Here is a 19598-nt window from a genome sequence, read left to right on the forward strand (position 1 = left end):
GCCTCGCGCCTTCAATGCTTGTTGGATGGCCGTCGCAACAGCCGGGCGACCGACTTGTTCCCGGTCGCGCATCGAAGATGTCTCGAGGCGAGAGGCGGAAAGGAAACGACCCTCTGCCGCTGCGGCCCGCGGCCTTATCCGGGCGGGCCGCGATCCAGGACGGCGAAGCCGAGGCCGGGGAGGCGAACGCCCTGTTCGCCCATCTCGGCGAGGGAGCCGGGCACGTCCTCGAGCAGGGTGGCGGGCGGATCCGCGGCAAACCAACGCTCCGCCAGAGAGAAGTTCAGGATCACGGTGAGGGTGCGGTCGGCATCGTAGCGGTCGAAGACCACGAGCGGCACCGCGGCGCGCGACCCCGCGCGTTCCGAGCCCATGCGCAGAAGCGGTACCTCGCGACGCCACGCCATCAAGGCCCGGAAAAACGACAGCACGCTGTCGGGGTCGTCCTCCTGGCGGGAGACGGCGAACGGCAGATGCTCCTGCGGCACCGGCATCCAGGGCGCGCCGGTCGAGAACCCGGCCTGCGCGGCCTGTGCGTCCCAGGGCATCGGCGTTCTGACCCCGTCGCGACCGACGAAATCCGGCCAGAGGTTGATCGACCACGGATCGCGCAGCGCCTCGTAGGGCAACTCCGGCTGCGGCAGTCCGAGTTCTTCGCCCTGAAAGACGATACCCCCGCCGCGCAGCGTGGCCTGCAGGAAGAGCAGCAGCTTGGCCGCCTCGCCGGTGCGCCCGGCGTCCACGGCAAAGCTGGTGAGGTTCGACACCGCGCGGATCGAGTCGTGGTTGGTGAAGTTGTTCATCAGCCAGCCCGACCCGATGAAGTCCGACCGAATGTCGAGCTGATGCATCCACTCCTCGAGCGTCTGATCGGTATTGATCAGGTCGAAGTCGTAGACCGCGTGCAGCCGGTTGCCGTCGGCGGTGTACTTCACGGCAAAGCGCGAACTGTCGAGATCCGCAAGCTCGCCGATCAGCGCGCGGCTTGGCGAATAGGCATCGACCGCCTCGCGCAGCCTCTCGATGATCGGGATCGCGTCGGGGAGATCGCGGTCGAACAGGTGCTGCTGCCGCGCGAACGGATTGCTCGGCCCGCCGCCAAGGCGGACCTGGTCGTCGCCGTCGTATCTCGGGGGGTTGTTGCGCAGCTTGTCGTCCCAGCAGAGGCACTGCACCGCATCGAGCCGGAAGCCGTCGACGCCGAGGTCGAGCCAGAAGCGCAGCGCGTCGATGACCGCCTCGAGAACCTCCGGATTGCGCAGGTTGAGCGCTGGCTGACATTGGAGGAACGGGTGGTAGTAGTATTGCTGGCGGCGCGGCTCCCATGTCCAGGCGGAGCCTCCGCCGAAGGATGACAGCCAATTGTTGGGCGGACCTCCATCCTCTGCCGCATCGGCCCAGATATACCAGTCCGCCCGCGGGCCGGTGCGGGCACGGCGGCTTTCGACGAACCAGTGATGCTCCTCCGAGGTGTGGCAGGGAATGAAATCCAGGAGCAGCTTCAGATCGCGGTCGTGGCACGCCTCGATCAGCTCCATGACGTCGCCGAGCGAGCCGAGCTGCGGATCGACGTTGCGGAAATCGCTTATGTCGTACCCGAAATCCTCGCCCGGGGAGGGATAGAAGGGCGACAGCCAGACCCCGTCGACACCGAGAGAGCGGATGTAGTCGAGCCGGTCGATCACGCCGCGGAGATCGCCGACGCCGTCGCCGTCGCTGTCCTGGAACGACCGCACGTAGACCTCGTAGAAGATGCCGCCGCGCCACCAGTCGCGCTCGGCATCGGCGGGGCGCGAGGGGATCAGCATGGCCTCCGCGATAAGCGCCTCGCGGCCCGCGCCACGCGTTGCAGGGTGCCGGGTCGTCATCGCACAGCCCCCGCGACACTATTCGGCGGGCGTCCGAACCAGGCGCCCCAGGCGGGCAGGTGAATGCCCGTCTCGTCGGCATGACAGCCGAAGCCGTGGCCCTCGAGTGCGCCCCCGCTGATCGCGTGACCGGGTGTCACGCAGGCCCCGCCGGGGCTGAGATTGATTGCGCAGAAGACCGGGTTGGCGCCGTCGTCACGGGTGAAGGTCAGCACGCCTTCGGGCCCGTCATGCATCCGCATCGCGCCGTGGCGCAGTGCGGGCTCGTCCCGCCGCCACGCAAGGAAGCGGCGGATCCGGTTGAGCGGGCTGCCCGGCTGCGCGTCCTGCGTGGCAACCGACAGACGCAGATGAGCCGGCGGCACGGGCAGCCACGGCGCCTCGTGGCTGAAGTCCCCATTGGGATGGTCGGCGGTCCAGGGCATCGGTGTGCGCGCGCCGTCTCGGCCGGCATAGGCCGGCCAGAACTCGCGGCCGTAGGGATCCTGCAAGTCTTCGTAGTCGAGCGTGGCCTCCGGCAGCGCCAGTTCGCTGCCCTGATAGAGGCAGGCCGCCCCGCGCAGGCAGGTCAGGGCCACCAGCGCCATGACCGACGCATCGGGATTGTCTTCCCAGCCGCAGCGCGTCGGCGTGCGGGTGAAATCGTGGTTGTCCATCGCCCAGCACGGCCAGCCGTCGGTGTCGGAGTATCCGAGCTTCTCCGCCGATCTTCGGATGACCGCCGGATCGCGCTGCTCCGCCCCCAGAAGGTCGTAGCCGTAGGCCAGGTGCAGGCGTCCGGGCGCCGTGTATTCGCGGTGAAGCTGCGCGTAGTTCTCCTGGTGCATTTCGCCCAGCAGGACGCGGTCCTCATATTCGTCGGTCAGCGCGCGCAGGCGCTCCAAGAAGCCGAGGTTCTCCGGCTGGCCGATGTCGTGCACGTGGCGCTGATAGCTGTAGGGGTTGAACTGGAAATGCGCGCCGCGCGGCGTCTCCGGCTCGGGCGGGTTGTCGCGCAATTCGGTATCGTGAAAGTAGAACGCGCAGACGTCGAGACGAAAGCCGTCGGCCCCGAGGTCGAGCCAGTACCGGCACACGTCCAGCACCGCCTCCTGAACCTCGGGGTTGTGGAAATTGAGATCGGGCTGCTCGCGCAGAAAATTGTGCAGGTAATACTGGCTTCGCCAGGGCGACCATTGCCACGACGCGCCGCCGAAGACCGACAGCCAATTGTTCGGGGGCCCGCCATCCGGCGCGGCATCGGCCCAGACATACCAGTCGGCCTTCGGATTGTCGCGCGAGCCGCGGCTTTCGCGGAACCAGGGATGCTGGTCGGAGGTGTGCGACAGCACCTGATCCATCAGTACGCGAAGGCCGCGCCGGTGCGCCTCGTCGAACAGGACCTGCACGTCGCCCTGCTGGCCGAAGAGCGGGTCGACCGCGCGGTAATCCGAGACGTCGTAGCCGTAATCCTTCATCGGCGATTGCACGAAGGGCGAGATCCAGATGGCGTCGACTCCCAGCGCGGCGATGTAGTCGAGCTTTCGGGTGATCCCCGGAAGATCGCCGACACCGTTGCCGGTCGTGTCGAGGAAGGATCGCGGATAGATCTGGTAGATGGTGGCGCCCTGCCACCATGCGGCATGGGTGGTCATCGCTGCCTCGCTTTTGCGGGTGAAAACACGAAACCGCGCCCGGCTGTTCCGGATCATGTCACCGGGGCGCGCACGCGGCCCGACGGTCTCGAGCCCGCGCACGCGGCCCGACGGTCTCGATGCCGCAGCACCGGCGTGTCGCGCCGTCGCGCGTGTCGACAGGGGGAGGGCGGCCCGGTCAGCGCGACAGACGCGCGCGAACCGAGCCGGACAGATCACCACCAGCCACTATCGACTTCTTGGCGGGACTCGAGCTGCTCCTCGGTCAAGGGCGTCACCAGCGCGAGGTCGCCCCAGGCGTCCTCGAAGCTGCCACCGACGGTCTTGAGGTCCGCGATGTCGATGACGATGTCGGCGTCCCCGATGTCGAGCCAACCGCCGACTTCGGCAACGACGCCGACGACCTCGCCGTCTCTCGAGATCACGATGTCCGACACCTCGCCGACCTCTTCCCAGTCCGTGTCGACTTCTTCGTAGTAGTCGGTACCGGTCCACTCCGCCTCGTCGTAGTTCATCGACTGGGTGTAGATATCCGCCCCGATGATGTGCTCGGCACGGATGAACCGCTCGCCCAACTCCTCGGCAACGACGCCGCTGTTCCGGCCCATGGGCGAGGTTTCGTCGGTTTGGCCCAGGGCCACGCCGGCGGGGCCTGCCACGGTGGCGAGGATCAGAGATTTTGCGAAACGCTGCATTTCGAGGTCTCCCTTTTTTCTCGCGGAGCGTCGGCAACAGCCGGACCTGCGCAATGTTCCAGAACCTCTCCTTCGTCCAACCGTGACGCATCCTCGGCGACGAGGCGCACCGAGTGTGTGCCCATCGCGCAGGCGCCCCGACGCCATCTTTGCTCGGGCGCGGGGGTGGCGACCACGTCGCAGCGCGCCATCTGTCTGGCGACGCAAATCCGTGACGAAGCGGGTCGCCCCAGGGACGAGAACGCGATGGAGATGCTCTACCAAGGCTGGGAAGGGATCGTGCGCACGCTGGTCGTGGGCACGCTGGCCTACGTCGCGCTCGTCGCGGTCCTGAGAGTGACGGGGAACCGGACGTTGTCCAAGCTCAACGCCTTCGACCTCGTGGTGACCGTGGCGCTCGGGTCGGTGCTGGCGTCGATCCTGTTGTCCGAGGGCGTGGCGCTCGCCGAAGGTGTGACGGCCTTTCTGCTCCTGATCGGCTTGCAATACGGCGTGGCGATGCTCTCGGTGAAGAGCCGGCGGTTCGCCAAGCTGGTGCGATCCGAACCGCGGCTCCTGCTGCGCGACGGCGAGCCGCTGCCGCAGGCAATGCACGAGGCGCGCGTCACCCGCGACGAGCTCGACACGGTGATGCGAACCTCGGGATACGCGGACCGCTCGGCGGTCTCCTCGATCATCCTGGAATCGGACGGCTCCTTCTCGGTCATCGGCAAGGACACCGAGACGCGCGGGAGGGCCTCGGTCGGCACCTCCGCGAGGTAGGCGCGGCTTGCGCGCTCGGCCTTTGTGTCCCGGTCGGCTGACCCGTGGGCTTCGGGGGGTCCGCGGCGCACTTGGTCGGTCCGCGGTGCCGTTCTCCGGCGCCCGGCCGATTGGACAGCCCTTGCAACGGCCCGAAAGTGTGCCGGGCACCGTCGATGTATCGGTCATGGTTTCGGCCCACAGATTCATGGCCCAGGCCCTTGTAATGCTGCAGTGCAGCATTACTTTCGGGTGTAAGAGACGAATTCACCGGACGCTCTCGAAAGGAGACGCATCATGGCAAAACAGACCAACCGCACCGCCGCAAACGACATTCAGAGCCTGTTCGATCCGAAGAACTACCAGGACATGCTCGGCACCTGGTCGGACTACAACGCGCGCGTGACGACGCTCGTCGTCGATGCCGCATCGAAGTCCAGCGATGTCGCGAACGACACCGCGCAGGAAGCATTCTCGAACGTGCGCGAACTGGCCTCGGCCAAGACCGACCCGGCGGAATACGCCAAAGCCTACAGCACCTTCGCGCAGAAGCAGATGGAGCTGTTCATGCGCACCGCGCAGAGCCTCGGCGGGATCGCGCAGCACACCGGTCAGCAGTCGGTTGATGTTGCCTCGAGCGCCGGACAGGATATGGGCGCGAAAGTGGCGTCGAAGGCTGAAGAAGCTGCCAACACGACGAAGTCGGCCGCCAGCAAGGCGAGCTGAACGCGTCAGGATCGCGACATTGCGATCACGTGAAGAGAGGCGGGCGAGAGCCCGCCTTTTTTTGCGTTGCAAGCCCGCTTAGAAGCCGATGCCAACCGCATATCGAGGTGCGACGAGGGCGGACCTCACAAAGGCGTGGCGCACCTCGATGCCGTCGAGCGCACGCAGCGGTCCAGTCCTTGGAGCGAGACCGGTGCACAGTGGCCCGTGTGCCGGGCCAGCATGGCGGCGAACGGGACCAAAGCGCTGTCGATATCGTCGTGCGTCTCTTACCGGGCATTCAGACAATCCGCGAAACGAGCACAGACCCAACGTTCGAGCGTGCAGGAACGCCCGTGACGGCGGAGCCTGCCACCTCATGCCGTGGCAGGCGGGCGCTTTACGCCGCGAACAACATGCCGAACGCGACCCAGTCGATCTGCCCGCGCTCGGCCCGGTCGAGCCAGTTCCGCGCCGCCGGGCGGTTGCGGGGTGGCACGTGCCGCAAGAGCTCGGCGAACCCGGGGGCGGACGTCTCGGCGCCAGAGGCGTCCCGCGGTGCAGGCGCCAGCTGCACGTGCCGGGTGGTCTCTTTGAAATCGCTCAGGTTCTGGCACATCTCGGCGTCCGGCCAGAGCAGGCGCATGCGCGCCTCCCGCGGTGCGTAGACAGCGGTGAAGAGCGTGCCGAAGCCACCGGCGAAATCCGTCTGGTAGAGCGGTGGCGCGAGAAACGCTCCGAGCTTGTCCTCGAGCGGGCCGGCCCCCGACACCAGCCGCGACAGGCATGCGCGCCGCTCGACCGTGCGTGTGAACGACGCCTTGTCGGGAAGCGGCGCGGAGAGCTGGTGGTTCGTCGCGATCGACGGCGCGCGTGCCGTGCAGCCGCCGCCGGCGTGCATCTCGACCGAGGCCGTCTCGCCCGCGGCATCCGCCAGCACGAGGTTGTAATCCATGTGGGACGGCACCCGGGCCAGCACCGCGCGCGCCTCTGCGACGCTCCGGCAGGTTTCCAGCACGTAGCGCAGGATCGTGCAGATCCCGAAGCCCCTGCCGGTGGCGTGCGTTCCCCCGAAGGCAAGGGCCACGGAGAGACCGTGTGCATTGATGCCGTCGGAGAGACCCCAGAGGAACTCGGTCATGCCCATCACGGGCGTACCGGTCCATTCGGTCCGCAGGAGCAGACCCTCGTTCAGGTCGGGCGACAGGTCGTAGTTGCGCACGAGGGTCGCGGCGCCGTCCGACGGGATCGCGGCCACCGAGCATCCGCCGAGGTAGGGCGGCGGGCACCACGTCGACAGGAACCGCGCGGCCAGATCGTCGCCGCCGGCAAGCATGGCGAGCCGCCGATGCACGGGCACCAGTTCCGGCATGTACCGGGCGAGGGCGGCCACGCACTCGGCCCGGTCCGGGCCCTCGCGCCCGCCGCGCGCCTCGAACCACGCGCGGTAGGCCGGCCAGGACAGGGTCCAGCGCGCGCACCACTTGGGGCCGGGGCGCGCCTCGGCCACGGCGGTGAAGGTCATGTCCGCGGTCATGCGCGCCCCCGTTCCATGAAGAAGCGCAACATTTCGGCCGATGCGTCCGGTCCGGTTGGGTCGGCATAAGACCCGGCCGGATCGCCCCCGAACCAGGCGTGGCCAGCCCCCGCCACGCGCCAGAGCTCCGAGCCGTCCTGCGTGACAAGGCGCGTCCACGAACGGCCGTTGCCGCTTTCGCTTTGCTCGATGCCGCTTCCGGTGACGATCGCGTCGGCATTTCCGGGCGCCACGGTGCGATCCGCCGTGCCGTGAAAGACGATGACCGGACCGGCGGCGGGGCGCCCGTGATGAACGTCGCCGCGCATCGCCGCGAAGGCCGATGGCATGTCCCGGGCCGCCCCGGCAGGAAGGCCAGAATGTACGCCAACCGCCGCGAAAACCTCGGGGTGGCTTTCGCCGAGGATCGCCGCCATCGCACCGCCCGCCGAGAGACCCGCGGCGAAGACCCGGCCCGGGCAATCGAACTCGGCCGACAGGGCCTGCCCGAGGCCTGCCAGGATGGCGGCCTCTCCGTGCGTTCGGCCCTGGTCCTCCGGGCGGAACCAGTTCCAGCAGGATTGTGCGTTGTGGCGTCCGGTCTGCTCGGGATAGGCGACGACGAACCCGGCCCTCTCCGCCAGCTGGTCCATCCGCGTGCCGAGCGCGAAGTCCTCGGGCGTCTGCGTGCAGCCATGCAGCATCACCAGAACGCCCTTGGGCCGGGCCCGGTCCGACGGCACGAAGAGTCGGTAGGATCGACCGCCCGCAGTGCCGCGATAGGTCCGCGCCTCGACTCTGGCGCCGTCGGGCACCGGGGCGCGGGGCGACCTTGCCCGGTGGGGCATCGACCCGGGCGCCGCGTCGCTCCGTGCCCCGAGGCCCGGAAGCGACGAAAAATCGAAGCCGCCGCCGCGCCCGAGATCCTCCGGCACGCGGTGACCTTGACCCTGCGGACTCTCCGCCGCAGCGTCGGAACAAGGTCCGCAGCACGGCGCCTCCGTCGTGTCGCGGCCGGACAGGGCCCTTTGCAGAAGGGTGGTCGCGGCGCGGGGATCACCGGCGCGCGTGTGCTCGAGCGCCCGGCGCATGGCCGTCGCGAATTGATCGTTCATGTCTGTATCCTTGTGAGGGGCGCGGCCCGTCAGGTGATGCGGTCCGCGAGGGCCGTCTTGATGTCCTTTGAGGCTTGCAGAGATCCCAGGACGCTGAGCGACCCGATGGTTTCGAGCGCAAGCTCGACCGGAACGTCATCCGCAATGCGGGCGAGCCCGAGGACGCGAAGGTGGAGTGTCTCGCCCCGCTGCCGCGCGGCTTCGAGATCGGCGCGCGTCACGTCGAACAGGCCCATCTCGAATTGATGCCGTTCCACCGACTGGTCCACCGCACGCGCATCCGTCGACAGCTGGTTGCGGATCGCGGTGCGAATGAAGTCGGTGCGGTTGGTGTAGAACCCCTCGCGCACCAAGAGATCGATCCGTCCCAGATCGACGTGACCGATGTTGAGCGTGATCTTCTCCGTATCCGCGTGACGGTCCGGCAGACGGTGGATCTTCGGCATCTCGCTACTCCATCCAAGTGGAATATTAATGGATGGTGTACGCCCGATTTGCAAGGCCGGTCACGACGCGATGACAAACATCCATTCTCGAGTCGGTTGCGCGGCCGTGTCCCATTGCCGACCTCAAGCGAGGTTCGGCCGCGAAGCGCTGGTCCCTTCATGACCCGTGGCGGAACGCGAATACGGCGTTCCGCAGGCGCGGCGCGCTACACGTCAGAGCCCTGTCTGTGACGGATGCGTCTGCACTGGCGGGGCGACAGCATCCTGGTGTCGAGCGATTGGGGCTGCAGATGCTTGATGGACTGATCATCGGAGATGACGTGGTACGTCTTCCTGGCACCGGCCGGTTTCTGCCCGGTGCCAAGCACTGTGAACGTCACCTTGTTGAGGCCCGGCAATTGCTCGGTGTTGTAGTTCGGCGCCGCGCGCTGGAGGATTCCACGCACCGAGCCGAGCGAAATGTAGTCCCCTGCGGTCATCGGTCCTTGCGTGGTCCCGCTCAGGCCTTCGGACATCTCTTCTTCCGGCAGTTCTCGCCTGTCCGTCACGTAATGGGTGCTCTCTCCATCGCCTTCGATATCCATGGTCACGAGCACGTCCTGGACGTAGATCGGTTCGTAGCCGAGATTGCTGAGGATCACCTTGGCATCCATGCCCTCGCCGGACCCGCGGTTCATGCTGAGCGTGGGTCGGCGTTGTCGCCGGACACCCGACAACAGCAGTTGGAGATACACGAGCCATATCAGCGCCGTCACGATTGACGTGACGGTTTGAACGAGGAGTGCGTTGTCTGAAAACCAGGTCATCGGGTCACCGCATGGGCAGAGGGGCAGGGCGAGATAGGGTCGGCGCTCGTGCCAAAGAACGCCGGATGGATCATCGAATAGATCGGCCTTCCTGAACGCCGTCGAAGGTTTTTTGTCTACGCCGATGATCCCCATACAGCGCCGGATCGCGATGCCTCGACTTTCCCGAAAACCGGTTGTCCGAGGCCGGGATGCCCGGATCGCCACGAAGCTTCGGGTCCGAAGGGGACGCGGTCCGATAGGTCTCGCTGTTCCGAGCGATGCGCCCGCGAGGATCGTGCTCCGCCATCTCATTAATCTCTTGACGAGAAAACCTTTTCACGGCCGAAACAATGCGGCGGAGCGGATGTTCCCGGCGGCCGCCGCCGGACACGCGCCAAACCGTGCAGAGGCCGGCGACGGGCCGCTGCGCGTGCCGTTCGCTTGATGCTGGGCTGGGCAATCGGCACCCTCGTGCCGCGATCGAAACGCAGCCAAACGCCGATGATCCGCGCTTTGACAGCGGTCGCGGAACTTGGAAACGCTGGCGGGGCCCGGAACATCGCTTTGGCCTTCCGGTTCTAGCTGCGACCACCCTGTCGCCAACAGGCAGGCGGGCAGCGAGTGCGAACATCATGGAGCGACACATGAGAAAGCGGGAGGGTGCGCTGAGCGACGTCCTGACGGAGATGCGTGCCGCAACAAGCAACCGGGGACGGCTGGCGATCGGCGACCTTGTCGGAGCGCTCGACGAGCGCGGCCACGGCGCGGCGCTGGCCGTGCTGCCGCTACTGGAGCTGACGCCGATCGGAGGCATCCCGGGCTTTCCGACGCTTCTCGGGCTCACGATCGCAGTGATCACGGTGCGGATGCTGCTCGGCCACGAGCACCTGTGGGTGCCGGGTTGGATCAGCCGCCGTACGCTCGACGCAAGCTCGGCGGAACGCGCTCTGGCATGGTTGCAGCCGATCGCGCAGCGGATCGACGCGCAGCTTCACGAGCGTTTGTCCGGTCTTGCCGGCGCAACCGGGCGGTGGTGTGCCGGGATCGCGATATTGTGCGTCCTGGTGTCCGTGCCGCCGCTCGAATTCGTGCCGTTCGCCACCTCGATCCCGATGATCGTCATCTCGCTTTTCGGGCTGGGGCTGCTTTTCCGCGATGGCTTGCTGATGCTGCTGGCGTTCCTCGCCTTAAGCAGCGTGGGGGCATTGGGATTGTCATTCCTGATGGGCGGCGCGTCGATCGTTGATTGATTATTTTTTACATAATCATCATTACCGGAGTATCACATGGCGAAAGTCGAAGTCGAAGTGGATGACGAGCTGCTTGCCCGCGCCGAGGAGCTCGGCATCGATGTCCGCCAGGCGCTCGCATTGGGCCTGCGCGGCGCGATAAGGACGGCGGAAGTTGTGCGAGACCTCGATGATGCGCCGCTCACAGACGAGGAGAAACAGCGTCTCCGAGGATAAACAGCGCGAATTCTCATGATTGTCACCTGTCTATTCGGTGCAGAGAATGCAGGGGATTTGAATCACATCTGCCTCGCCGGAAGGCTCGTCGAGCCTGTCGAAGATCGTCGACACCAACGCCGTGACGTCCTGTTTGACCATGCCGACGTTTTCCTCGAGCAGGGCCGCGAACGGGTCCCAGTCGAAGCAACCGAACGGCAAGGTCTGTCCGTTGGAGCGCATCCATCGCACGACACCCTCGAGCGAGATCGTGCTGTTCACGAAAAGCGCCTCCGGCACGTCGAAGGCGAGTGTGTCCAAAGCACTCTGCGCCTTGTCGGAGGCATAGCCGCAGGTCAGCACGTGGCTTTCGGGTAACGCCAACCCGCGGGCCTCATGGGCATCGCGCACGCCGCGAATGCGCTCTGCCGTGTTGTGATCCGTTCCGCGACCGCCCACGAACAGGAGCGGCCCGCTGGCGGGCCCGATCCTGTCGAGCAGCAGGAGCGCAAGTTCGCGCGCGCCGTTGTAATTGTCCGAGATCACGGATGGCGCCTCGCGGCCCGGCAGGTCGAGATTGAGCGTGCGGATGCCGGCGGCGGCCGCCGTGCGGGTGATCCGGTCCGGATCCGTGGCGCCGGTTGCGATGATGCAATCCACCCGGTAGCCGATCATCTCGCGCGCGGCGGCGACCTCGAGCTCGGGATCGCGCTCGGTACAGGTTATCACGGGAAAGAGTCCCCGGGCGCGCGCCTTGGCCTCGAACTGTTCCGCAATCGCCCCGAAGTATCGGTTGTCGTATTTCGGCATGATCATTCCGATCACGTTCGACCGGTCGCTGCGCAGCGCACTGGCCTGCAGGTTGCGGGCGTAGCCCTCGGCTTCGGCGATGTCGATCACGCGCTGCGCCGTCGTCTCTGCGATTCGACGCTTCTTCCAGCTCCCATTCAGGATCGCGCTGACGGCGCTTGGCGACGTGCCGGCGAGCTCCGCGATGTCGTAGATCGTCGTGCGCCGCCCCTGAGATTTTCCTTGCGATCCCGACACCTGAGCCGACGTCTCCACTTGCTTCACCGATTGAGCATTGACTGAAAAGAAGGCTTGCCGCAACATGCTACATCGGTTGTGCAATTTGCTCAATCGATACAGCGGTTGGGAGACCGCCCGTTTTGGGAGGATAGAGATGATCCAGAAGACATGTGCCGCGGCCTCTGTGGCCGCGCTTGCAGCTGCGACCCTCGGCACGGCCGCGACCGCGCAGCAGGAGACCGTCGGCTTTCTCATGCCCGACCAGGCTTCGACCCGCTACGAGGAGCGAGACTACCCCGGCTTCCGTGACGCGATGGCGGAGCTCTGCGCCGATTGCGAGGTGGTCTACCAGAACGCCAACGCCGATGCGCAGCTCCAGCAGCAGCAGTTCAATTCGCTGATCGCGCAGGGTGCGAGCGCGATCGTGCTCGACCCGGTCGACAGCTCGGCGGCCGCGTCGCTCGTCAATCAGGCCAAGGCGCAGGACGTGCGCGTGATCGCCTACGACCGGCCGATCCCGGACGTGCCTGCGGATTTCTACGTCTCGTTCGACAACGTGGGCATCGGCCGCGCCATCGCGCAGTCGCTGGTCGATCACCTGCAGGCCGAGGGCGTGGCCGACGGAGCGGGCGTGCTGCAGGTCAACGGCTCGCCCACTGACGCGGCGGCCGGCCTTATCCGTGACGGCATCGACGAAGCGCTGGACGGCTCGGCCTACGAGACGCTGGCGGAGTTCGACACGCCGAACTGGGCCCCGCCCGAGGCGCAACGCTGGGTCGCTGGCCAGATCCAGCGGTTCGGGGACGAGATCGTCGGCGTGGTGGCGGCGAACGACGGCACCGCCGGCGGCACGATCGCCGCGTTCAGCGCCGCGGGAACCGACCCGATCCCGCCGGTCACCGGCAACGACGCGACCATCGCCGCCCTGCAGCGCATCATCGCCGGCACGCAGTACAACACGATCTCCAAGCCGTCCGAGATCGTGGCCGAGGCCGCGGCGGAGGTCGCCTACACCTTCATCAGCGGCGAGACGCCTGAGGCGGAAACGACGCTCTACGAGACGCCGTCGCAGCTCTTCACGCCCGAGGTCGTCACGCGCGAAAACATCGTGGAGATCATTTTCGACGGCGGCATCAACACGCCCGAGGAAGTCTGCACCGCGGAGTTCCAGGACGGTTGCCGCGAGCTCGGCATCGTCGAGTGACCCGACCGCTTCTTCGGGCGGCTGCATGCCGCCCGGAGCCGCCCCGGCGGGGGCATGGGAGGAGGATACATCAATGCCAGCGGAAGCCGTCGGGGACAGCGCCCCGATCCTGAAACTGTCCGGGGTCACGAAGGTCTTCGGCGCGGTGACCGCGCTCGACGGCATCGACCTCGAAGTGCGGCGAGGCGAGGTGGTCGCGCTCGTCGGAGACAACGGCGCGGGCAAGTCGACGCTCGTGAAGATCCTCTCGGGCGTCCATTCGAAGACGTCCGGGACAATCGAGTTCAACGGGGCTGAAGTGTCGATCGACACGCCGGGCCGCGCCATCGATCTCGGCATCGCGACCGTCTTCCAGGATCTCGCTCTGTGCGAGAACCTTGATGTCGTCGCGAACCTCTTCCTGGGGCAGGAAGTGAACGCCTGGCGCCTCAACGAGGTCGAGATGGAGGTGCGTGCCTGGAAGCTCCTTGGCGAGTTGGCCGCGCGCATCCCCTCCGTGCGCGAGCCCATCGCGTCGCTCTCGGGCGGGCAGCGACAGACAGTGGCGATCTGCCGCTCTCTGCTGCTCGACCCCGAAATCATCATGCTGGACGAGCCTACCGCCGCGCTTGGTGTCGCGCAGACCGCGGAGGTGCTGAACCTCGTGGAGCGGGTGCGCGACCGCGGGCACGGCGTCATTCTCATCTCGCACAACATGGAAGACGTGCGCGCCGTCGCCGACCGGATCGTGGTCCTTCGGCTGGGTCGCAACAACGGCACGTTCGGGCCGGAGGCGACGCAGGAAGAACTCGTCGCCGCGATCACCGGCGCGACCGACAACTCCGTCTCGCGCCGCGCCGGCAAGCGCCAGGACGAAACGACCGCCGCGGGAGAGGCGAGATGAGCGAAACACCGAAAATCGATCGCGCGGATACCCGCGTGCGCGCCGACGAAGGGCTTCTCGGGGCGCTGCGCGGCTTTCTCGACCGGCTTCGGTCCGGCGATCTGGGCGTCTTGCCGGTGATCCTGGGGCTCATCGTCATCGCGGTGGTGTTCAGTTCGCTGAACCCGGTCTTCATGCGGCCCAACAACCTGACCAACCTCTTGTTCGACGCCGCCGCCGTGGGGCTCATTTCGCTCGGCGTGGTGTTCTGCCTGCTGCTCGGCGAGATCGACCTGTCGATCGGGTCGATGTCGGGCGTGGCGTCCGCGATCCTCGGCGTGCTCTGGGTGAATGCCGGGGTGCCGTGGCCGTTCGCGATCCTCGCCGCGCTGGCGGCCGGCGCGATCACCGGGTTCGTCTACGCGACGCTTCTAAACACCTTCGGTATGCCGAGCTTCGTCTCGACGCTGGCCGGTCTGCTCGCGCTCCTCGGATTGCAGCTCTACCTGCTCGGCAAGTCTGGCTCGATCAACCTGCCGTTCCAGTCCTTCGTGATCCGGTTCGGACAGACGATGGTGATGCCGGGCTGGCTGTCCTATCTCGTGGCACTAATCCCGGGTGCGACGATCTTCTGGTTCGGGCTGCAGACCCGGACGCAGCGGGCGCAAGCCAACCTGTCGGTCCCATCGATGAGCGTGCTGGTGGTCAAGGCCGCGGGCCTGACCGCGATCATCCTCGGCGCGGTGTGGTACCTGAACCAGGGGCGCGGCGTGCCATGGATGTTCCTGTTCTTCATGGCCCTCGTCGCAGGCATGGAATACGTGCTCAAGCGGACCAAGTTCGGGCGCTCCATCTTCGCGGTCGGCGGCAATCGCGAGGCGGCGCGCCGGGCCGGGATCAAGGTCGAGCGGATCCGCATCTACGCCTTCATGCTGTGTTCGACCTTCGCGGCGTTCGGCGGCGTGCTGGCGGCCTCGCGACTCGCCTCGGCCAGCCGGCAGGCGGGCACGGGCGACGTGAACCTCAACGCGATCGCGGCCGCGGTGATTGGCGGCACGTCTCTCTTCGGAGGGCGCGGGTCGGCGTGGTCGGCTCTTCTGGGCGTGCTGGTGATCCAGGCGATCTCCAACGGGCTCACGCTTCTGAACCTCAGCTCGTCGCTGCGCTACATGATCCTCGGCGCCGTTCTCGCCATCGCCGTCATCGTCGACAGCCTCGCGCGGCAATCCCGTGCCAGCCACGGCCGCGCCTGAGAGGAGAAGAGACATGCAACTGAAGGACAAGACAGCCGCGATCACCGGCGCGGCGTCGGGCATCGGCCTCGAATGCGCGAAGATCCTTTTGGAGAACGGCGCGCGGGTCGTGCTCGTCGACCGCGATGCGGACAAGCTGGCGCAGCTGACGGACGAGCTCGGCGCGAACGCCCTCGCGCTGGAGCTCGACCTACTCGACCCGGCGCAGGTGTCGGATCTCGGCCGCAGGATCGAGGAGACGGCAGGTCCGCTCGACATCTTTCACGCCAATGCCGGCGCCTATGTCGGCGGTGACGTTGCGGAGGGCGATCCGGACGTCTGGGACAGGGTGCTCAACCTCAACGTCAACGCCGCGTTCCGTTCGGTCCACGCGGTGCTCCCGCAAATGATCGAACGCGGGACGGGTGACATTCTGTTCACCTCCTCCGTCGCCGGCGTGATCCCGGTAAAATGGGAGCCGATCTACACCGCGTCCAAGTACGCGGTGCAGGCCTTCCTTCACACCACGCGCCAGCAGGTGTCCAGGCACGGCATCCGCATGGGCGCCGTGCTGCCGGGGCCGGTGGTGACGGCACTGATCGACAGCTGGCCGGAGGCCAAGAAAGAGGAGGCCCTCGCCAATGGTTCGCTCATGCAGCCGCGCGAGGTCGCGGAATGCGTGCTCTTCATGCTGACGCGGCCGCGCGGCGTGGTGGTGCGCGATCTCGTCATCCTGCCGAACTCGGTGGAGCTCTGAGGTGGCGGAGGGACCGTATTTCATCGGCGTGGATGTCGGCACCGGAAGCGCCCGCGCCGGCGTCTTCGACGCCGCGGGCGGCCAGCACGGCGCCCATTCGGCAGAGATCGCCATCCACCGCGAACCGGGCGGCATCGTCGAGCAATCGAGCGCCGACATCTGGGCGGCCTGCTGCGCCTCGGTCCGCGGCGCGGTCGCGGCGGCTGGCATCGACCCCGCCGATGTTGCGGGGCTCGGCTTCGACGCGACCTGTTCGCTCGTGGTGTCGGGCGACGGAGGCGTACCGCTCCCGGTCGGCGAGCCGGGAGCGCCCGACCGCGATGTGATCGTCTGGATGGATCACCGGGCCACCGAGCAGGCGGCGCGGATCAACGCCGGCGATCACGCCGTGCTGAAATACGTCGGCGGCCGCATCTCTCCGGAAATGCAGACCCCGAAGCTCTTGTGGTTGCGCGAGAACCGGCCGGACGTCTTCGACGCAGCGTGGCAATTCTTCGACCTGACCGACTTTCTCGGCTGGCGCGCCACCGGCGCCATCGCGCGCTCGAGCTGCACCGTGACCTGCAAATGGACCTACCTCGCGCACGAGGAGCGCTGGGATCCGGAGTACTTTCGGGCCATCGGGCTGGGCGTTTTGGCCGACGAAGACTTCGCCCGGATCGGCACCGACATCGTCCGACCCGGGACGCGGCTTGCCGCCGGGCTGACGCCGGACGCGGCCGACGCGCTGGGTCTGGCTCCGGGCACGGCCGTCGGCGCCGGCTTGATCGACGCCCACGCTGGCGGCATCGGCACGGTCGGCCCCGAGGAGGGGCCCGAGGCGAACCTTGCCTACGTCTTCGGCACCTCGTCCTGCACGATGACCTCGACGGCCGAGCCGGTCTTCGTGCCCGGCGTCTGGGGCCCGTATTTCGAGGCGATGGTCCCCGGTCTTTGGCTGAACGAAGGCGGTCAGTCGGTCGCAGGCGCGGCGATCGCGCATCTCGTGCATCATCACCCGTACGCCCCCGTTGCCGCGAAGAAAGCCGAGGCCAAGGGCATGTCGCTGCCAAACTGGCTCGCTGAAGAAGCTGCCAAGCGCTCGGCTGGCGCATCGGCGGTCTCCCTTGCCGATGGGGTCCACGTGGTGCCGGAATTCCTTGGCAATCGCGCACCGTTCGCCGACCCGGATACGCGGGCGGTGATCCTGGGGCTCGGCATGGACGACGGGGTCGACGGGCTCGTGGCGCTCTATGTCGCCGGTGTCTGCGGCATCGGCTACGGGCTGCGGCAAATCATCGACGCGCAGGCGACCCGCGGCATCCGCATCCGACGCGTGGTGCTCTCGGGTGGCGCCGGACGCCACCCGATCGTCCGGCAACTCCTCGCCGGCTCCGCAGGCATCGAGATCGCGATCCCGGCGGCCGAGGAACCCGTCCTCTTGGGAGCCGCCATTCTCGGCAGCGTCGCCTCGGGCGGATACGCCGACATTCGGGACGCGATGTCGCAGATGACCCGGTTCTCGGACCGGTTCGCGCCCCCCGCAGACGCGGCGGCGGCCCATGCTCGCCGCTTCGAAGTTTTCGAGAACATGCAGGCGCTTGCGCGTGATGCGAAGTAGGAGTGCCGATCTCCACGTATGGGCAGTTGGTTCCACTGGTTCAGTGCATGGCCGAGACGAACACGTTGCCTACGTCCTCGACATCGTTGCCGCACCGAAAAGTCCAGAAAACTACGTGCCATGGCTCAAGCTGAAGCCGAGCGCCTGAGGGCGCTCGGCTCCCATGCTTTCGCTCGCGGCTGATCGACTAGCCTGTGTTGCTCATGTGGCAGAAACGATTTGCGTATATGACCGCTTGGGGGAAGGCGTCGAGGGCTGGAGTCAGACATCGATGCGAAGGTTGGTTTGGGGCCGGTCACAAGCGTTTCGGGAGCCGTTCCCAGTTCCATGCCTTACCGCCGGCCCGTGCGGACGGTTCAACAAAGATCGAAAACCAAAGATCCGGTGTCGGCCGCAAATTCATCCTTGGACCAGACATTGGTCAGGAGCCGAACCCATCGTCTCTGCCGGCGCCGATGAGAGTCTCGGTCCGCGTCAATCGACACAGCGAGGTGCGGCGCCGAACCATGCAATCGACAAGAACGTGAGCGGCTGCGCCGCATGGTTGTGCTACGCGTAGGCATCGGCAAGGGAGGCACTTTCATGAACGAACAGATTTCAACACGCCGTCTCACTGCGGCGGATTTCGACCAAGAGCTGCTCGACCTCTACGACTACTACGCCCACGGAAAGATTTCGAAGCGGGAGTTTCTCGATCGCGCCGGAAAATGGGCTGTGGGCGGAGTGACCGCCGCCGCGATTCTCGGAACCCTCGCGCCGAACTATGCTCTCGCCCAGCAGGTCGCAGAGAACGATCCGGACATCGTGGGTGAGGACATCACCTATCAGAGTCCAGACGGCACCGGGGACATCACGGCGTATCTCGTCAGGCCGGCCCAGGTGGACACCGAGAACCCGCCAGCCGCTGTTCTGGTCGTTCATGAGAACCGGGGCCTCAACCCCTATATCCGCGACGTCGTGCGGCGCCTTGCCAAGGCGGGCTTCGTCGCGATGGGACCGGATGGCCTGTCGTCCCTGGGCGGCTACCCGGGTAGCGACGACGAGGGCCGCGAAATGCAACGCAGCCTCGATCAAGAAGCTCTACTGAACGACTTCTTCGCAGGTTTCGAGTATCTGCAAGCGCTCGAGAATACCAACGGCAAGGTCGGAGCTACAGGCTTCTGCTACGGTGGTGGCGTGGTAAACAAACTGGCCGTTGCGTATCCCGAGATGGCGGCGGGGGTCCCCTTCTATGGTGCCGCGCCGGAGAGCCGCCAGGTGGCGCAGATCGAGGCGCCTCTCATGATCCAGCTCGCGGCGCTCGACCAGCGGATCAATGCGATGTGGCCCGAGTTCCAGAAGTCGCTGGAGGAGAACGACAAGCGATACGAGGCACATATCTATCCCGGTGTGAACCACGGTTTCCACAACGACACGACGCCTCGCTACGACGAGGCCGCTGCCATGCTCGCCGAAGAACGCATGGTCGCCTGGTTCAGGACCTACCTCGCAGGCTGACGAGATTTAGCGTCCGCCTCGCGGCGGGCGTGACTTCCGACATCGGGAAAGCTGCAACAGCCGGGAAAATCCAGCATCCGGCGGTCCATGAACGCCCATCGAGGAGGCTCGTGGCGATCAGCGCCGAACCGTCCGAGACTGTCCGCGTGCCCGGGTCGAACAGGCATCGCGGATCGCTACGGCAGCTCAGCGCCACACCCGCGCACCGGTCGCCGTCGTAGCAGGCCTGCGAGATCAGGTAATCGCAGCGGCACCGCCGGCTCGTCTCGCGCCAGTCGCGCAGCTTGCCCGTCGCAGGCGCACGCGCCGCGTCCCCGGCCATGTTCACGACGCGGGGCGGATCCCCGCACACGGGCGCCACGGACGAGCGGATCGCACGCGGCGAAGCCCGCCGCGTCGTACTCGAGCCATAGGGGACCCTTCGTGCTGCGCATCCGGGAGACTTCGCGCGTCGCAGTCCGGAA

Annotated in this window: 18 protein-coding genes; 10 read left to right on the top strand and 8 right to left on the bottom strand. The window is 66.7% G+C overall.

The genetic code is table 11. The annotated features are described in order from the left end of the window. Nucleotides 1-134: 134 nt before the first annotated feature. The 3 genes from ROJ8625_RS16590 to ROJ8625_RS16600 form a co-directional block, all read right to left on the bottom strand. Nucleotides 135-1868, bottom strand: coding sequence for an alpha-amylase family glycosyl hydrolase (locus ROJ8625_RS16590; protein WP_085793043.1), 1734 nt, complete (start codon nt 1866-1868; stop codon nt 135-137). Further along, nucleotides 1865-3502 (bottom strand): alpha-amylase family glycosyl hydrolase, encoded by a 1638-nt coding sequence (locus ROJ8625_RS16595; RefSeq protein ID WP_085793076.1) that lies wholly within the window; start codon nt 3500-3502, stop codon nt 1865-1867. Before ROJ8625_RS16595 ends, ROJ8625_RS16590 begins: the two co-directional genes overlap by 4 nt. A 215-nt stretch (nt 3503-3717) precedes the next feature. Continuing rightward, entirely contained in the window at nt 3718-4197 is a 480-nt protein-coding gene (locus tag ROJ8625_RS16600) for a PRC-barrel domain-containing protein (protein ID WP_159456791.1), read from the bottom strand. A gap of 246 nt (nt 4198-4443) precedes the next feature. Here ROJ8625_RS16600 and ROJ8625_RS16605 point away from each other — a divergent pair, with 246 nt between their 5' ends. Both ROJ8625_RS16605 and ROJ8625_RS16610 read left to right on the top strand, forming a co-directional pair. Continuing rightward, nucleotides 4444-4959: a DUF421 domain-containing protein gene (locus ROJ8625_RS16605; RefSeq protein ID WP_085793045.1), complete on the top strand. Its 516-nt coding sequence runs from the start codon at nt 4444-4446 to the stop codon at nt 4957-4959. A 276-nt stretch (nt 4960-5235) separates the two neighbouring features. Further along, complete coding sequence (locus ROJ8625_RS16610) at nt 5236-5664, top strand: phasin family protein (protein WP_085793046.1); 429 nt, start codon at nt 5236-5238, stop codon at nt 5662-5664. 379 nt (nt 5665-6043) lie between these two features. Here the strand turns inward: ROJ8625_RS16610 and ROJ8625_RS16615 are convergent, their stop codons facing one another. The 4 genes from ROJ8625_RS16615 to ROJ8625_RS16630 all read right to left on the bottom strand — a co-directional run bounded on the left by ROJ8625_RS16615 (nt 6044) and on the right by ROJ8625_RS16630 (nt 9661). Further along, nucleotides 6044-7180, bottom strand: a complete 1137-nt coding sequence (locus ROJ8625_RS16615; protein WP_085793047.1) for a C45 family autoproteolytic acyltransferase/hydrolase — start codon at nt 7178-7180, stop codon at nt 6044-6046. Beyond that, nucleotides 7177-8274 (bottom strand): extracellular catalytic domain type 1 short-chain-length polyhydroxyalkanoate depolymerase, encoded by a 1098-nt coding sequence (locus tag ROJ8625_RS16620; RefSeq protein ID WP_085793048.1) that lies wholly within the window; start codon nt 8272-8274, stop codon nt 7177-7179. Before ROJ8625_RS16620 ends, ROJ8625_RS16615 begins: the two co-directional genes overlap by 4 nt. A 29-nt stretch (nt 8275-8303) precedes the next feature. Next, nucleotides 8304-8720, bottom strand: coding sequence for a ribbon-helix-helix domain-containing protein (locus ROJ8625_RS16625; protein WP_085793049.1), 417 nt, complete (start codon nt 8718-8720; stop codon nt 8304-8306). A 206-nt stretch (nt 8721-8926) separates the two neighbouring features. After that, nucleotides 8927-9661 (bottom strand): hypothetical protein, encoded by a 735-nt coding sequence (locus ROJ8625_RS16630; RefSeq protein ID WP_085793050.1) that lies wholly within the window; start codon nt 9659-9661, stop codon nt 8927-8929. Nucleotides 9662-10152: 491 nt separating this feature from the next. Between ROJ8625_RS16630 and ROJ8625_RS16635 the strand changes: the two genes are divergently transcribed. Both ROJ8625_RS16635 and ROJ8625_RS16640 read left to right on the top strand, forming a co-directional pair. Further along, a complete protein-coding gene (locus ROJ8625_RS16635; protein ID WP_085793051.1) occupies nt 10153-10758 on the top strand; it encodes an exopolysaccharide biosynthesis protein in 606 nt (201 codons plus the stop codon). 36 nt (nt 10759-10794) lie between these two features. Then, the gene (locus tag ROJ8625_RS16640; protein WP_085793052.1) at nt 10795-10974 is read left to right on the top strand and encodes a hypothetical protein; all 180 of its coding nucleotides are present in this window, start codon (nt 10795-10797) and stop codon (nt 10972-10974) included. Nucleotides 10975-11004: 30 nt separating this feature from the next. Here the strand turns inward: ROJ8625_RS16640 and ROJ8625_RS16645 are convergent, their stop codons facing one another. Then, a complete protein-coding gene (locus ROJ8625_RS16645; protein ID WP_234984299.1) occupies nt 11005-12237 on the bottom strand; it encodes a substrate-binding domain-containing protein in 1233 nt (410 codons plus the stop codon). Between ROJ8625_RS16645 and ROJ8625_RS16650 the strand changes: the two genes are divergently transcribed. From ROJ8625_RS16650 to yghX, 6 genes are all read left to right on the top strand, one after another. Then, the gene (locus ROJ8625_RS16650) at nt 12137-13186 is read left to right on the top strand and encodes an ABC transporter substrate-binding protein (protein ID WP_085793054.1); all 1050 of its coding nucleotides are present in this window, start codon (nt 12137-12139) and stop codon (nt 13184-13186) included. The genes ROJ8625_RS16645 and ROJ8625_RS16650 overlap by 101 nt on opposite strands. Nucleotides 13187-13259: 73 nt before the next feature. Then, complete coding sequence (locus tag ROJ8625_RS16655; RefSeq protein WP_085793055.1) at nt 13260-14069, top strand: ATP-binding cassette domain-containing protein; 810 nt, start codon at nt 13260-13262, stop codon at nt 14067-14069. Next, nucleotides 14066-15301 (top strand): sugar ABC transporter permease, encoded by a 1236-nt coding sequence (locus ROJ8625_RS16660; RefSeq protein ID WP_085793056.1) that lies wholly within the window; start codon nt 14066-14068, stop codon nt 15299-15301. The genes ROJ8625_RS16655 and ROJ8625_RS16660 overlap by 4 nt, the downstream gene beginning before the upstream one ends. Before the next feature lie 13 nt (nt 15302-15314). Beyond that, nucleotides 15315-16037, top strand: coding sequence for an SDR family oxidoreductase (locus tag ROJ8625_RS16665; RefSeq protein ID WP_085793057.1), 723 nt, complete (start codon nt 15315-15317; stop codon nt 16035-16037). Nucleotide 16038: 1 nt separating this feature from the next. Then, nucleotides 16039-17637 carry an FGGY-family carbohydrate kinase gene (locus tag ROJ8625_RS16670; protein WP_143535157.1) on the top strand — a complete coding sequence of 533 codons (1599 nt, stop codon included), beginning with the start codon at nt 16039-16041 and terminating at the stop codon, nt 17635-17637. Between the two features lie 582 nt (nt 17638-18219). After that, the gene (yghX, locus tag ROJ8625_RS16675; protein WP_085793059.1) at nt 18220-19134 is read left to right on the top strand and encodes a YghX family hydrolase; all 915 of its coding nucleotides are present in this window, start codon (nt 18220-18222) and stop codon (nt 19132-19134) included. The last annotated feature ends 464 nt before the right edge of the window (nt 19135-19598 follow it).

Origin of the sequence: Roseivivax jejudonensis, from assembly GCF_900172265.1 — a bacterium.
GTDB lineage: Bacteria > Pseudomonadota > Alphaproteobacteria > Rhodobacterales > Rhodobacteraceae > Roseivivax > Roseivivax jejudonensis.